Here is a 15,584-nt window from a genome sequence, read left to right as displayed (position 1 = left end):
TGATCAATTACTAATGAAAAAAACTAAACAAATGAAATTAAAATTACTAATCTGCTTTCTGATTTTCAGTTCAGTGAAAATTAGCGCACAAGGTTTGCCTTGTCGGACAAGCGAAGAAAATGAAAAAGTGTACCGGAATAATCCACATGCACTTCAAGAGAAAAAAAACTTTGATGTTTTTAGTAAAAATTTTGCGGCACAGCGTAAATCTTCAACGGCAAAAACGGCTGCAGTTACTTACACAATTCCAGTAGTATTTCATATTTATGGGGATGTACAAGGCGGAAAAACGGTGACGTACGAAAAAATTGTCAACCACTTAGTTCAACTTAATGATGATTTTAATGGTCGAAATGCAGATTATCAAACCGTTGAATCTTTTTTTCAAGCGCGACGCGGAACTTTAAATATCGAATTTAAACTCGCTAAAAAAGATCCGAATGGTGGCTGTACGACAGGAGTTGTATTCCATCCTACTAAGAACGGTTACGGAAACGGTGGAGGCTACGATGACCAGATTGCTGCCGACGCTTGGGACAATACAAAATATATGAATGTCTATATACAGAATGATTTGTACAATGACGGCGCTACGAATAATTCAGGTGTGGCTTGGTATCCTAGTTCAGACATGACAGCAAACAATACAGCTCGTGTTGTTTTCAATGGAGCTTATTTATACGATAACTCATATAGTAAAGAATTCTCTGCAACACTAACTCACGAGTTTGGTCATTTCCTTAATCTGATTCATACTTTTGAAGGAGGTTGCACAGGAACTGATGAAGTTGCTGATACTCCTGCGGAAGACGGAAAACATACTTTAGGATGTACTCCAGGAACAAATTGCAGTGGTGATAAAGTAAATTTTGAAAATTACATGGGTTATAATGGAGCGCAAGGCTGTTATAAAATGTATACGCAAGGTCAGATTGATAGAATGTTGGCGGCTTTGGAACATCCTGCAAGAAAATCGTTATGGCAGGCACAAAACTTAATTGATACTGGCGTAAATTCTACAGGAAGCACACTTACTGCATCGGCTGTAGCTTTTAAAGAAGCAGTTATAAATGATGGTTCTTTTGATACTTCATCCATAATCAAACTAAACGGCACCAAAACTTTTGCGGTTTCTTCTGGGACTTTGACAGCAGGCACTCATTTTACACATACTTTCCCAGCAGGAATTACACCTGTACTTACTGTAAATTCCAACAATCAAATTACGGTTACATTAACTGGCAAAGCAACTAATCATGCATTAAGCAATAATGCGTCAGGAGGAATTAGTTTTTTACCTGCAGCTTTTACAGGAGGAACAACTGATTTATCTTGTACCTCTTTGTTTTTCAATTTTAAATTCTCAGATCCATACGGAATCTTTTTTGTAGACATGCCAGATGTGACAGTTTCGTCTGCATTGACATGGAAATATTTTGAAATCGCAAAAGGAGACGATCGTGCATTTGGAGGCTGGCGTTATGCTGCTAATGCCTTAAAAATTGAAACTTATGCAAAAAGACTAGTTTGCGAAACTGGAACAAGAAATATCTCATTATTGAATTCGAATACAGCCGTTGGTCCAACTAGTAATATGACTGCTCCGGGTGCATATCCAAATCAGCTGGATTTAAGAACAGCGAGTTACACAACTTGGGACGGAAAAACAGGTTATGTAGGATTTGATTATTTAATGGATGGTCTTACATGTTATGGATGGTTTAAGGTGAAAGTAAATGCGGATGGTGACGGATATACAATTTTGGAATATGCTTATAATACAAAACCGAACACTCCAATTTACACAGGAATGACCGATAAAACGGCAACAACTTTATCGCCAGAAACATTGTATGAAGCTGAATTAAATGATGGAAGCATAACTTCAACAGCGACAATTGCTTTGAGTACTAATAATGGTACATTTACAAAAAGCAGCGGTACTTTTACAGCAGGAACTGACTATACAATTACAGGTGTGCCAGCTGGTTTAACTGCAGTTTTAACTCTTGAAAGCAATACTAAAACAGTGCTTTCTTTTACAGGAAAAGCAACTGCACACAATACAACAAATGATGCTGTTATTACAGTAACTTTTAAAGATGCAGCAATTACAGGCGGAATAGCTACTTTGGATACTGCTACTAAAACAATCAATTTGAAATTTGATGCGCCTTACGGAGTGTTTTATGTAAACAATCCTGATTATACGGCGAATGCAGCATCGACTTGGCAGTATTTTGATATGGGTATTGGAGACAATACGGAGTATGGAGCATGGCAATATGCTGCGGCGGCTTTAAAAATAGAAACTTACGGAAAAAGACTGGTTTCTGAAGCTGGAACAAGAAATATATCATTCTTATCACAAGGTACTTCTATCGGAGCTTCTAGTAATTTTGCAGCGCCAGGGGCATATCCAAATCAATTAGATTTGAGAACTGCGACCTATACAACTTGGGATAATAAAACGGGATATGTTGGTTTTGAATATACAAGCAGAGGACGTGTTTGCTACGGATGGATGCATGTAAAAGTAGAAGCTGGTGGAGTAGGATATACCGTTTTAGATTATGCTTATAATACAAAACCAAACGAACCAATTCTAGCAGGAGTACAAACAACAAATACAGTATTGGCTCCAACAAATTTAACGGCAACTGTAACTAATTTACAAGCTGTGCTTAACTGGACTAATAATGCAACAAATGCAACAAATGTAATTATTGAAAGAGCAGGTTCAGATGATGTTTATGCAGAAATTGCTACACTAGCTAATACTGTTGCCACATATACTAATACAGGTTTAACTGCTGATGCGACTTATAAATATAGAGCTAGAGCAAAATCAGGTTCTGATTATTCTGCTTATTCTAACGTGGTTACCATAGCAATTCCAGCAGCTCCATTGTGTACCGCACAAGGCGCAAATAGTTACGAATACATAAGTTCTGTAGCAGTAGGAAGTTTTGTAAACGCATCTGGAAAAGAAACAAACGGTTACGCAGATTATACTTCGAAAGTTATCACTCTAAATCCGAATGCAAATACAAGCGTTACTTTAACTCCAGGTTTTAGTGGTTCTGCATATACTGAATATTGGGGAGTTTGGATTGATTACAATAAAAACAATCAGTTTGAAGCATCTGAAAAAGTAATTAATAATATCTCATCAAATAGTGCAGTAACGACAAGTTTTACGCCTCAATCATTTACAGGAACTACCAGAATGAGAGTTGTAATGAAATATAATGCTAATCCGTCTTCAACTTGTGGAAATCTAGGAGATGGTGAAATCGAAGATTATACTGTTCAAGCAGGAACTTCTGTACCGCCAAATCCAGCAACTTTGACAATTCCAGCTAATCTTGAAAATGCGGGTGTTTACTCATCAGGGTTTTACGCTTCTTGGGCAACATCTACAGATGCAGCATCTTATGAAGTGCAATTGAATACTTCTTCAGGATGGACATCTGCTGGAACTTCTACAACATATTATTTATGGATTCCAAAACAAGGAACTCAAACTGTATATGAATTTAGAGTAAGAGCAATAAATGGAACGGCTTTTAGTCAATGGAGTGCTTCTCATACAATTGATTTGCAATCAGGAAGTGCTGGTTTGCCTGGTATAAATACAAATACAGCAAAGGCATTCACAATGTATCCAAACCCAGCTTCAGACGTTGTAAACTTTACTTTTGAAAACATTGATATCAATAAAGTTAAAGTGTCAATTTACAATAGCACAGGCCACTTGGTAGATACGATCCATAATACAACAGTTTATTCTCTTAAATATTTAAATAAAGGAGTTTATATTGTTGTGGCTACAGATGGAAAATTTGTAGAAAAGAAAAAATTATTGGTTGAGTAATAGTTAATTTAGTTAAAATGAAAAGGGCTGTCTATTTGAGACAGCCTCTTTTTTTTCAAAGCTTCGGAGAAGCAAAATATTTATAGAAAAAACCATCGTCAAAGATCAAAAAGCTCCAGAGGAGCGACATATATTTAATAAAAGAAAGAGCCATCTTAAATAACAGCTCTTTTGTGCTTTATTAAATAAAAATTATTTTTAATCTATAATCCAAACGGATTATCAATACTCTGCATAGGTTCAGTAAACCATTTAGGGCCTTCAGTCGTCATATAAAAATGATCTTCATGACGAATACCAAATTGACCTGGCATACAGATCATAGGCTCATTACTAACTACCATTCCTTCTTTCAGGATAGTTTGATTACCTCTTACTAAATAAGGATATTCATGAATATCTAAACCTGTTCCGTGACCCACTCGGTGTGGCAATCCTGGAATTTCGTAATCTCCGCTTAAACCAGCTTCTGCTAAAACTTTACGTGCAGCATCATCTACAGAACCACATGTTACTCCAATTTGAGCGGCATCAAAAGCTGCTTTTTGAGTTGCTTTTTCAAGATTCCAAATTTTTCTATGCTCGTCACTTGGAGTTCCGTACACATAAGTTCTGGTGATATCAGACAAATAACCTTCTAAACGGCATCCAGTATCAATTAAAACCACATCATTGTCAACTAAATTTTGAGGAGAAGTAACTCCGTGAGGATACTGTGAATCTTCTCCGAAAAGAACAATACAGAAATAAGAACCCGATGCAATACCAGCCTTAATATGCGCTCTATGGATAAAATCGACAACTGTACTTACTGGAATTCCTGGATATAAAATACTTGCCGCTGCTTTCTGAACAGTCATCGTTATGTCTTTCGCTTTTTGAATAATAGCGATTTCATTTGCCGATTTATGCATTCTGCATCCCGCAGTTATAGGCTGAGCGTTTACAAAATTGAAATTTGGATTTGCTTTTGAGATTGCGTCAATTAGAAAAAAAGCAGCCGATTCATCCAGCGCAATATTGCCGTCAGTTATATTTTTAATTTTTAGAATATTCCCAAACAATTCAGATGGGCTTTCATGTTCTTCCCAGAAGTTTAGGTTTCCTTCAACTTTCATGAAAGTTTTAAAAGTACCTTCTTCAAATTTCGGAACAATATATTCAACCGTTTCATCTTCGAGAATTATCGCGCCAACCATACGTTCAGACGGATTCCATTTTGTTCCTGTAAAATAATACAGATTTGTTCCAGCATTTACATAAAGCGCTTTGCAATTTTGTTCTTTCATTAAAGCAACCGCTTTTTTAATACGCTGTTTATACTCAGGAAGTCCGATTGGCACAACGCCAAGCGTCATGTTTTGTATTTTTTCTAATTCAATATCTATAGTTGATCCGCCAACTCCAATTGCCATTTTTTTTATTTTTTTAAGTTATTATTTAATGTGGTGCAAACTATAAAACTGATACGAAGTTCAATTTTTCAATAAAATTAAAGGAATATTTTGATTTTGTCATATGTTGATGCGAACTAGATAAAATATTATATTTTAAGGGTAATATAGTATCAGTTTTTGCTTTGTATTGCGCTTACTTTTAAAAACTCAAAATAACAAGATTAAAAATGAATCGAAAATCCTTTATTATTACGCTGTTCTTCCTTTTCCTGAACTTTTTTGCCGTTTCTGCGCAGGAATCTTCACTAAATCTTCAGCAAAAACTAACCGAATTATTTCCAAAAGCCATCATAACGCGAATTGATAATTTAGAAAATTATACCGAATCGTATCAACTAATTTTAGACGAGCCTCTTGATCATAAACACCCAGAAAAAGGGACTTTTCAGCATTATATTTATCTTTCGCATTTAGGTTATGACAGACCAACTGTAATTGAAACTCACGGCTATAATACAGAAAATATTAAGAGCGAAGTAAGCAGTTTGTTGCAAGCCAATCAGGTTGCTGTTGAATATCGTTTTTATGGAAAATCAAGGCCAAATCCAATTCAGTGGGAATATTTAACCAATGATCAGGCGATTGAAGATTATCATAACATTGTTACTAAACTGAAAAAAATATATTCAGGTAAATGGATTTCTACCGGAATTAGTAAAGGAGGAGAAACATCCTTAATTTATAAGTCTATATATCCAAATGATGTTGATGTGGCAATGCCGTATGTAGCACCGCTAATTAATACCTGCGAAGATCCGAGAACTATAACTCACACAAGAACAATTGGAACGGAAGAATGCAGAACAAAAATAACAGTTTTTCAAAGAGCTGTTTTGCAAAATAGAGAAGCTGTTTTAGAGGTTTTTAAAGAATATTCAGCTGAGAAAAAGATGCAATTTACAGAAGTTCCTTTCGCGGAAGCGTTGGAATATGCTGTTTTAGAATTTCCTTTTTCTTTTTGGCAGTGGGGAGGAAAATGCAATGAAATTCCGCCAGTAAACGCCTCGGCAAAAGAGCTTTTCGATTATTTGAATAAAATTGTTGGAGTAGGTACTTACAATGATAAAATGTCGTTCGTGTATTTGCCTTCTTATTATCAGCATTTGAGCGAATTAGGCTATTATGGTTTCGATCTTGAGCCTGTTGCAGATTTGTTAACTATTGTAAAAAGCAGCTCTAATGCACGATTTGCACCGAAAGATGTTGTAATTAAATACAATCCAAAATACATTAAAAAAGTGCGTAAATATGTTGAGAGTAAAGGGGATAAGATTTTATATATCTACGGAGGTTATGACACTTGGTTCTCATGTTCCCCAACACCTAAGCCAGGTGTTGATGCATTAAAAATGGTACTTCCGCAAGGAAGCCATTCAACCAGGGTCAAGCATTTTTCTGTAGATGATCAGAAATTAATTATGGATACATTGGCAAAGTGGCTTAATTAAAAAGCAGCAGATAAAATATTAAATAACTAATTGCGTTTATGCTTCTAATAATTTCTGTTAAGTGAGTTTTACTGGACAGAAATTATTTTTTTAATAAAATAAAATAGGCCGTGGCTAAAAACGGATAATATTAACACTAGACATAGCATTTCAACATTAAATCAGGTATTTTAATCGAATATTAACATATAATATTGTTGTTTTCAGATATTTATAATATCTTTAACTTATGATATGGGAATTGTATAAGATTTGTGTATAATTTTGCAACAGAAAATTTATCAATGACCCCAAGTCATAACTATTAACTTAACATTTTGCCGGATATGAGAGTATTTTTATTGGCACTGCTTTTTTCCTTAAGTTCGTTTGCCTCATTAAGTATGAGGGACGAAGATGAAATTTTAGACGAAATCGAATTTGCAAGACTCACAGAGCATGTAAATGAGATTAAGGCTTTTACGGCGTCAAATCACAAGTATAGCAACAAAATTGCTTTTCTTGTAGATATGAAAATTAAATCAGGAAGAAATCGTTTTTTTGTTTACGATTTAGAGAATAATCAAATTCTTGATCAGGGTTTGGTTGCACATGGAAAAGGTTCAGAAACTGGAATAAAAGGTGATATTTTACAATTTAGTAATGCTCCAGAATCTAATTGCACTTCATTAGGAAGATATTCGGTAGAAAAGCCATATAAAGGAATATTCGGAAAAGCTTTCAGACTTGCTGGATTGGACGAATCAAATAATAATGCCATGAAACGTGCCATTGTATTACATTCATACAAAGAGGTTCCGTCTGACGAAAAAGAATACTATATCATCAACAGCCACGGTTGTCCAATGGTTAATCAAGAATTTTTAGGCAGACTTTCAAAATATATAGAAAGTACAAATTCTAAAATTTTATTGTCTGTTTATTATTAAATAGTAAGACCAAAATATAAATATAAAAGAGAGCTTCGGTTCTCTTTTTTTATATCAATAAATCAGATTTTTTTATTTTTTGTTTACTCCAAATGATAACCGTATTCTAAAAGAAAAGCCTGTTTTAGCAATAAATTAGGATAAACTTAACTTGTGTGATAAAACTTCTAAAAGATACAAGTTGTAAATTAGTAGAATAGTAATCTAAAAGTTTATTTTATGAAAGCAGTACGTTTTTTTGGGCACAAAGATGTCCGTGTAGTTAATGATATAGAAAAACCTGTTCCTAAAGGTGATGAAGTGTTATTAAGGATTGGCGGCGCTGGTGTCTGCCACTCAGACCTGCATATTATAGATGAAGGAACAGTGGTTGGAACAGTTTTTACATTAGGACATGAAAATGCTGGATGGATCGAAGAAATTGGCGAGAATGTCGAAGGGTATAAAAAAGGAGACGCAGTTCTTGTATACGGTCCTTGGGGTTGTGGACATTGCAAACCTTGCCAGCAGTCCAAAGAAAATTATTGTGATCATCAATCTGAACAAGCATACGGTGGCGGATTAGGTTTAGATGGCGGTATGGCCGACTATATGCTGGTGCCGTCTTCTAGACTTTTAGTGCCAATATATGATTTAGATCCTGTTATTGCAGCTCCATTGACAGATGCGGCACTTACACCTTATTCTGCGATAAAACGTTCGCTTCCTAAATTAATGGCTGACGAATATGTGGTAGTAATTGGTGTTGGCGGATTAGGCCATGTTGCTTTACAAATATTAAGAGAAATAAGCGGAGCTGAAATTATTGCTTGTGATGTGACAGAAGATAAATTGGCTTTTGCAAAAGAATTGGGTGCAGCTTATGTAATTAATTCTAAAGACGCCGATGCTGCAGAACAAATTCAGAAAATTACTGGAATCAAAAAAGCAAAAGTAGTTCTAGATTTTGTTGGAGCAACTTCTACAATAGACTTAGGAACAAAAGTAGTCAGCCTTGATGGAGATCTTACCATTGTTGGTCTTGGAGGAGGACATTATCAATATAGCATGAACGGATTGCCTTTTGGCGTAAGCATGACCAATCCGTATTGGGGATCAAGAACAGAACTGATGGAAGTGGTTGGTTTGGCAAGACAAAAGAAAATTCATATCGAAATCGAAAAACATAAACTTGATGATGCTAATGAAGTTTATGATAGAATGAGACAAGGAAAAATAAAAGGCAGAGCTGTCTTGATACCTTAAAATTCAAAAGCAAATAAATCCGTTGTAAAAGACGGATTTTTTGTTTGTTATAATAATAGTTTAAAGATTGAAAAATATCAATATATTTGCGCAATCAAATCAAGCAAATGAAAAATAGCATTAACATCGCTTCAATTATTATCACAATTATCATTCGATAGTAGTGAAGGGGTGTTATATAAATAAGTAAAATATACAATTTAGAAAACCTCCCTTTTACGGGAGGTTTTTTTGTTTATAGCAATATGAAAAAATCAATTCAGAATAGCATTATTATTTCAAGTATCATTATTCGTATCACATGACGAGTCAGGATTCTATTGTCTATTCATAAAAGCCTTTCTCAGTCAAATGTGAAAGGCTTTTTTCTTTCTCCCATAACTCATAAAAAAGCACAAATAAAAAACACAATGAAAAACGAATTTACTCTAACTATTTACTCCGAAGACCAGATCAGATTAATAAGCAAATTATCTAGCATGTTTTTAAGAAAACAAATCCAGATTTTGAGCCTTAATATGTCTATTTGCGAAATTGAAAATATGTACAGACATACTATTGTAGTAAATGAAACTTTAGATACAGTCATTAATATAACTGCGCAAATTGAGAAAATTATCGAAGTTTATAAATGTTATTACTCGTTTAATAAGGATATTGTATTTATACAAGTTGCATTATTTAAAATCCCAACATCCATATTTGCGATAGAGATGAATATGGAAGTTATGCTTCGCGAAAGCGATCTTAAAATTTTAGAAATTCAAAGAGAGTATACCATATTGCAGGGCACAGGAACAGATGATGAAATAGTTTGTTTAACTGAGAAATTAAAGTCATTTGGTTTGATTGAATTTGTAAAAAGTTCGAGAATTGCGCTTACAAAATCTAATGAAGGTTTTTGCTTAGAATTTTAAAGAATATAGAAGAACTATTGTTGTTTGTTTCTGCTTTTTCTGATGGAAACGTTTTGTATATCTTCAATATTTCTTATTTTTAATGGTCATTACTAAAGCAGATAGAGTATGATTTCAGGTACAAAACGATTATTGCTTTTTTTCTTGTTGATTTTGGTTTTGTTGTTAAAACCCAGCATAACAGAAGCACAGCTTTTAGGCGGAGCAAAGACTACAACAGAAGAACCAGTTAAGATTCCAGATGATTCACTCGGAAGAAGAACACCTCAAGGAACAGTCAACGGATTCATTAAAGCACTTGGTGATCAGAACTATCTGCGTGCAAGTCAGTATCTTGTTCTGAGTAAACGTTCCTATCGTAAAACATCTGAAAGAATACAAATAGCAAAGACTTTTCAGCAACTCTTGGATCAGGGAGGAAATTTTTCGCCATCATCTATTCTAAGTAATAAAGAATTAGGACGTTTAGATGATAATCTGACAACAGGTATAGATTTGGTTGGAAATATATCCACAGATAAAATAAATATACAGCTTTATTTAGAAAATCAATCAGATGACAGCGAACCAGCATTATGGCTTTTTTCTGCAGAAACAGTAGAAGCAATTCGTGGAGCAGATCTTAGTGGAGAAAAAACTTTTTTAGATAGAGTTTTACCCAAATTTCTAAAAGATAGAAAATTAGGAAATGTACCAATTGGACACTGGGGAGTAGTGGTGGTCATGGCAGTGGTTACTTATTTATTATCAAGACTTCTTATTTACGTACTTATTTTTCTTATTCAAAAAATATGGAAGAAAGCAGATACTGAAAAAGGAACAGCAATTATAGATGCATTTACACTACCGGTTCAGATGTATATGACAGTGATTTTATTCGTGGCACTTACGCAACGAATGGGAATTTCGATAATAGTACGTCAGCGATTTAGCATCATAATAATCACAATCGGAATTGTAGCCTTTTTGATCCTGCTTTGGAGAATGACCGATTTTGTAAGTATGTATACTCGAAGCAGAATGAATAATCGAGGACGTGCTTCTGCAGTATCTGCGGTTTTGTTTTTGAGCCGTACGATGAAAGCTGCAATCGTTGTTATCGGAATCATTGCCTTATTAGGAATTATTGGTGTAGACGTTACAGCCGGACTTGCAGCATTAGGAATCGGGGGGATTGCATTGGCTCTTGGAGCACAAAAAACGATAGAAAACTTTGTGGGAAGTGTAAGCCTTATTGCCGATCAGCCATTACGTGTTGGCGATTACTGCCGAGTTGATGATATAAAAGGGACAGTAGAAGCCATTGGTATGCGTTCTACAACACTTCGTACTGCAGCTCGTACTATTGTGACGATTCCGAACGGACAGTTATCTGCTAGTAAAATAGAAAATTATGCACATCGCGACCGTTTTATATTCAATCCGATTTTTGGTTTTAGAATGGAAACCACTCCGGACCAAATGCGTTATCTTCTTGTAGAACTAAGATCTTTGCTGTATGCGCACCCTGCCATTATAAATACGCCTCCAATTGTACGTTTTACAGGTATTACTGCTGATGCTTTAAAAGTCGAAATCACAGCTTATATCGAAGCTATAAATCTTGAAACATCACAAGAAGTTCAGGAAGATCTTTTGTTGAGAATGATGGATATTATAGAAAGAAGCGGAACATCATTGGCTTATCCATCGCAAACATTATATATGGCGCGTGATACTCCTTTTTCCAAAGAAAAAGCAGATGAAATCTCTGAAACAGTTAAAAAGTGGAAGGAAAACAGTGAATTACAACTTCCGAAATTTGATCCAAAACGAGTGGAAGAATTGAAAGGAACCATAAAATATCCTGACGAAGGCAGTTTTAATCCTGAAGATGAGGAAACTTTATTATAAATGAAACGAGCTTCAAATTTTTTGAAGCTCGTTTCATTTTATAAAAGATATAAATTAGCTTTTAGGTTTTCTGACAATTTCCATATTTCCGTCATTTTGTTTTACAATTTTCCAATCAGGATTTAGTTCTATTTCGTAAAATTCGTTTGTGATTTTTTGATCTTCAATTTTAAAAGGAACCGGAAAAACAAAATAAGTTTTTCCATCTTTATCATAACTTAAAATACCAGCTTTACCCAATTGATTTTTACCATCGATCGTGGTGAAATTTCCAAAGTTGTTTCCCGATTTATCACGGCCTTTAATACTCGAATACACAATTCCGTTATCCTTTAAAGTTAGGGTGCCATTCATATTAAAAGTGCGCCCATAATGGTCTATATCAGCAAGTGCAACTTTAAGAGTTGGTTTGTTAATTAGTAAATCAGTATAATAAGAGATTAGCTTTTTTTGTTCTTCTGCTTGGGTAATTTCCTGTTTGTTTATTTTATCAAAATTGTTTCTGGATTTGGCTAATTCTAGTCGCTTATTTGTGATAGTTAATTTTGATTTTAAAATCATAACTTCATAAATATCATTGAAATTATATATTTTATCTAAACTATTTCTCCAAGTAATATTCAAATAATCAAAAAGCAATCCGTAAGCTGGTCCTGTGGCATAAGGAAAAGGCCTGGTATACGTTTTTGCTTCTTCTCGCTGGTTAATTTCTTCAATTGCTTTTTCATATTTATTGTCATAAGAAGACAAAACAAAACCTGTGTAATTTGCCAAACCTTCCAAAGTTTCTATTTCCAGTTCATCATTCAAATATTTTGAATATTGCTGTTGTCTTTCTTTTCTAAATATTACAGCATCTTTCAAATAATTTTTGATCTCATCTATTTTTCTTTTTTCGATAATCGCTTTCAAAGCATTTTTTAATGCCTGATATTCTAATCGCAATAAAATACGAGCATTGGTTTCGTCAAGATATTCAATTGGATTTCCGTTAAACTTTCGGGATTTCATTTGCAGTAAATGGAACAATTCATGAATGATTGTAGCACTTTTATCATCCAGATAATTATTCAGAACCGTAGCATATTCTTTACCTTCATATTTCTGTGTGGTATTAACAAAAACAAGCGAATTAGGTTCCATAATTTTAGAATACAAAATTCCATTATCCGTTTTGCTATTAGGTAATTTTACCAAACTGTAGATTGAATTGTCAAAGTCAATTATAATGATGCTGTCGTTCCAGATGGGTTTTCCCCAAAGTTTTTCGTTATCTTTTTCTAAAAGTGCTTTTGCTTCTATAAGCTTTTCTTGAATGTTTTGCCTGTTTTTAAAAGCTTTATCTGCTTCTTGCGCTGTAACAAATTGCAAGATTGTAGAGAAGATTAACAATAAAAGATTCTTTTTCATTTCCGATTGATTTAAGATTTCGGAAACAAAATTAGATCGCGGAATTTGGAAAATTAGTTACGAAGAGGCTGAGATTGGGACTAATCCCAAGGATGATTTTTCAATTTAGCTGTCAATTCATGACGGTTTGCTACATCCAATTTCGCATAAAGATTTCGAATATGGGTTTTTACCGTACTTAGCGAGATAAAAAGTTCATCGGCAATTTCTTTGTTCGATTTATCTTCTAAAATCAATTTGGTAATTTTTTCTTCCTGATTGGTCAATGCCAGACTTGAAGTTCCTTGTATCGCTTTTTTAGGTTTAAAAGCTTTTAATTTTCTGAATTGATAAATAGAAATAAAAGTCAAAATCAAAACTAGTGTACCCAAGGTATAATTCAACTTTTTCTGAAAGGCATATTTTTGCTGTAAAATGACATTGGAAATTTTTGAAATTTCATCTTGATATTGGAGATAATAAGAGGTTTCTCCATAGTAATTTTTCAATGTGTTTGAAACTGCATCATAAAACGGCTCATTTTTTTCAAAATCGTTTTTTAGATTAAAATCATTTCGTTTAATATCCGAAAATGCTAAAAGTTTTAACAAAGGGTGCTTAAGGTTCTTTTCGCTATATGCTTTCACTTTTTCAGCAAAATCATTTGCGGCCTGTTGCTGTGCTTCCTTGTTTTTGATTTGAGCATTATTTTTCTCTAAACTCTCTTCAAAAGACTTTAGTTTTCTCCATTCTTTATCTGCCAAATTACTGTTTTTGGATTCGCTAAACCAATTGTTACCAGATTTAGAGAAATAAATTGTATCTCTATTAGAAAATATAAAATTGTAATAATTGCTCTTCTCGTTATCACTAACCAATTGCAATCCTTTTATTGTATTAATATTGGAATGAATGCGGTAAAGTTTGTCTTTTTCAGACAAGAGCTGTCCTTTAAATTCAAAATAACCTGAGCTATCGGTCTGAGTCGAAAAAAGAATCTGATTTTCGGTAATCATAGTTTCCTCGTCGTATTTCAGCAGACTCAAATAGATGATTTTGTTTTTTTGTTCTGCATCAATATAACCCGAAATCTTATACTGTCCGTAGCAAGTCGGAATCGTAAAAAGAATAAAGATTGTCAAAAATAAAACTCTGAATGTTCTTTCTTTTAGCATTTTAAATCAGGTAATAGAAAAGCTTATGAATGATTAAAAATACAAAAAAAGAATCCAATTCAAGTTGTCGGTTTTAAAATTGGATTCTTTAGTTTTCTATAGTGATTGTCTTTCAAGAGCCTTCAGTATAAGACTCATTCCATAAAGAATTGGGTTTTAAGTACACTTTGTTTTCCTGAAAGTCCAAAATGGTATTAAATCTTTTTAAAACTTCGTTGCCAAGAATATGGGTTTTGAATTGAGCCGGATTACCTGTCGCTAGCAATTGTACTGGCACATCATTTAAACATAAATCGCCTAAATAAAATTTTTCGTTTTTTACCGTTATAACCGGAATTTCTTCTCCTTGTCCGTTCTTTAAAATAACTTTTTTGATAACAGGTAAACTTTCTTTTGGATATTGCTGTTCCCTCATGATTTGCTGATCGAGCATTACGGTACGCTGATAGCCATTATCAAAAAGAAAACGTCCTTTATAAGCAGTATTGTTTATTTGAAGATTTCCTTGAATACAAAATAGAGTACGAGTAAATTCCATATCAAGTTTCGTGTACTCTTTGTTTCGTTTTGATAGTTTAGAATGAATTATAAAGATCTTTTTATCATAATCGATTTCTACTATTTTTCCATCAAATAAATTCCATCCAAAACGGCCCACAGTTCCTTGTCCAGATAATTCGACAGGAAAAATCTCCTGATTTTTCCAGATTTGATTGCCTAGTTTAAAACTATGACCTTTTAAACTATTTAATTTTAGCTGATTGAGTATTTCATTTGTTAAAAGAAAATCACTAGTTCCTGAATCAAATTTTAAGTCAAGAGTTTCTTTATCGTCTAATTTTACTTTAAAAATGATATTGTTATACTCTGAAAGCACAAATGGAATTGTATCGTGAATCTCAGGTTTAAGTTTTGAAAAGTTTTTTAAAGGCGGACATTCAACGCGTGTAAAACAAGTATCGGTATTGTTTAAAAGAACTGTAAAATCAAACTTTTTTCCAGGTTTTAATTTTATGCTGATAGAATCTTCATTAGTATAAAAAGCAACAATTTTCTCTTTCGGACTTTTATTTGTAACGTATAAATCTGGTTTCGCTTTTGGATCTAAATACCATTTTGTTTTTTCTTCATTGCCTTCTTTGATATAGCAGATTTTTGAAGAAGCTTTGAGTACAGGATTTTTTACTTGAGCCTGACAAACGGCTACGGCAGCAAGCATAAAAACAAGATATATCTTCATTATTTATATTTTAA

At 33.7% G+C, this 15,584-nt stretch carries 10 protein-coding genes; 6 read left to right on the top strand and 4 right to left on the bottom strand.

The features are described from left to right. Positions 1-31: 31 nt before the first annotated feature. Positions 32-3,877 carry a M43 family zinc metalloprotease gene (locus JI750_RS21595; RefSeq protein ID WP_202006478.1) on the top strand — a complete coding sequence of 1,282 codons (3,846 nt, stop codon included), beginning with the start codon at positions 32-34 and terminating at the stop codon, positions 3,875-3,877. Between the two features lie 203 nt (positions 3,878-4,080). Here JI750_RS21595 and JI750_RS21590 read toward each other — a convergent pair whose 3' ends face one another. After that, a complete protein-coding gene (locus JI750_RS21590; protein ID WP_202006477.1) occupies positions 4,081-5,292 on the bottom strand; it encodes a M24 family metallopeptidase in 1,212 nt (403 codons plus the stop codon). Positions 5,293-5,501: 209 nt separating this feature from the next. On the opposite strand from JI750_RS21590, the gene JI750_RS21585 reads away from it, so the two are divergent. The 5 genes from JI750_RS21585 to JI750_RS21565 all read left to right on the top strand — a co-directional run bounded on the left by JI750_RS21585 (position 5,502) and on the right by JI750_RS21565 (position 11,766). Then, the gene (locus JI750_RS21585; RefSeq protein WP_202006476.1) at positions 5,502-6,782 is read left to right on the top strand and encodes a S28 family serine protease; all 1,281 of its coding nucleotides are present in this window, start codon (positions 5,502-5,504) and stop codon (positions 6,780-6,782) included. A gap of 326 nt (positions 6,783-7,108) precedes the next feature. After that, positions 7,109-7,711 carry a murein L,D-transpeptidase catalytic domain-containing protein gene (locus tag JI750_RS21580; protein ID WP_236673130.1) on the top strand — a complete coding sequence of 201 codons (603 nt, stop codon included), beginning with the start codon at positions 7,109-7,111 and terminating at the stop codon, positions 7,709-7,711. Positions 7,712-7,930: 219 nt separating this feature from the next. Continuing rightward, on the top strand, positions 7,931-8,956 hold the full coding sequence (locus JI750_RS21575) for an NAD(P)-dependent alcohol dehydrogenase (RefSeq protein ID WP_202006475.1): 1,026 nt from the start codon (positions 7,931-7,933) through the stop codon (positions 8,954-8,956). Between the two features lie 410 nt (positions 8,957-9,366). Further along, the gene (locus JI750_RS21570) at positions 9,367-9,873 is read left to right on the top strand and encodes an acetolactate synthase small subunit (protein ID WP_202006474.1); all 507 of its coding nucleotides are present in this window, start codon (positions 9,367-9,369) and stop codon (positions 9,871-9,873) included. Between the two features lie 108 nt (positions 9,874-9,981). Next, positions 9,982-11,766: a mechanosensitive ion channel family protein gene (locus tag JI750_RS21565; protein WP_202006473.1), complete on the top strand. Its 1,785-nt coding sequence runs from the start codon at positions 9,982-9,984 to the stop codon at positions 11,764-11,766. Between the two features lie 54 nt (positions 11,767-11,820). On the opposite strand, the gene JI750_RS21560 is transcribed toward JI750_RS21565, so the two are convergent. From JI750_RS21560 to JI750_RS21550, 3 genes are all read right to left on the bottom strand, one after another. Beyond that, positions 11,821-13,176 carry a hypothetical protein gene (locus JI750_RS21560; RefSeq protein WP_202006472.1) on the bottom strand — a complete coding sequence of 452 codons (1,356 nt, stop codon included), beginning with the start codon at positions 13,174-13,176 and terminating at the stop codon, positions 11,821-11,823. Between the two features lie 80 nt (positions 13,177-13,256). Further along, on the bottom strand, positions 13,257-14,330 hold the full coding sequence (locus JI750_RS22140; RefSeq protein WP_305038675.1) for a response regulator transcription factor: 1,074 nt from the start codon (positions 14,328-14,330) through the stop codon (positions 13,257-13,259). A 112-nt stretch (positions 14,331-14,442) separates the two neighbouring features. Then, positions 14,443-15,570, bottom strand: coding sequence for a hypothetical protein (locus tag JI750_RS21550; RefSeq protein WP_202006471.1), 1,128 nt, complete (start codon positions 15,568-15,570; stop codon positions 14,443-14,445). Between the last annotated feature and the right edge of the window lie 14 nt (positions 15,571-15,584).

Origin of the sequence: Flavobacterium tagetis, from assembly GCF_016735615.1 — a bacterium.
Lineage (GTDB): Bacteria > Bacteroidota > Bacteroidia > Flavobacteriales > Flavobacteriaceae > Flavobacterium > Flavobacterium tagetis.
This window is presented reverse-complemented; position numbering and strand designations above follow the sequence as displayed.

Coding starts and splice junctions, on each gene's coding strand:
- JI750_RS21580 (WP_236673130.1), top strand. CDS start 7,109: ATGAGAGTATTTTTATTGGCACTGCTTTTTTCCTTAAGTTCGTTTGCC.
- JI750_RS22140 (WP_305038675.1), bottom strand. CDS start 14,330: ATGCTAAAAGAAAGAACATTCAGAGTTTTATTTTTGACAATCTTTATT.
- JI750_RS21590 (WP_202006477.1), bottom strand. CDS start 5,292: ATGGCAATTGGAGTTGGCGGATCAACTATAGATATTGAATTAGAAAAA.
- JI750_RS21585 (WP_202006476.1), top strand. CDS start 5,502: ATGAATCGAAAATCCTTTATTATTACGCTGTTCTTCCTTTTCCTGAAC.
- JI750_RS21560 (WP_202006472.1), bottom strand. CDS start 13,176: ATGAAAAAGAATCTTTTATTGTTAATCTTCTCTACAATCTTGCAATTT.
- JI750_RS21575 (WP_202006475.1), top strand. CDS start 7,931: ATGAAAGCAGTACGTTTTTTTGGGCACAAAGATGTCCGTGTAGTTAAT.
- JI750_RS21595 (WP_202006478.1), top strand. CDS start 32: ATGAAATTAAAATTACTAATCTGCTTTCTGATTTTCAGTTCAGTGAAA.
- JI750_RS21570 (WP_202006474.1), top strand. CDS start 9,367: ATGAAAAACGAATTTACTCTAACTATTTACTCCGAAGACCAGATCAGA.
- JI750_RS21550 (WP_202006471.1), bottom strand. CDS start 15,570: ATGAAGATATATCTTGTTTTTATGCTTGCTGCCGTAGCCGTTTGTCAG.
- JI750_RS21565 (WP_202006473.1), top strand. CDS start 9,982: ATGATTTCAGGTACAAAACGATTATTGCTTTTTTTCTTGTTGATTTTG.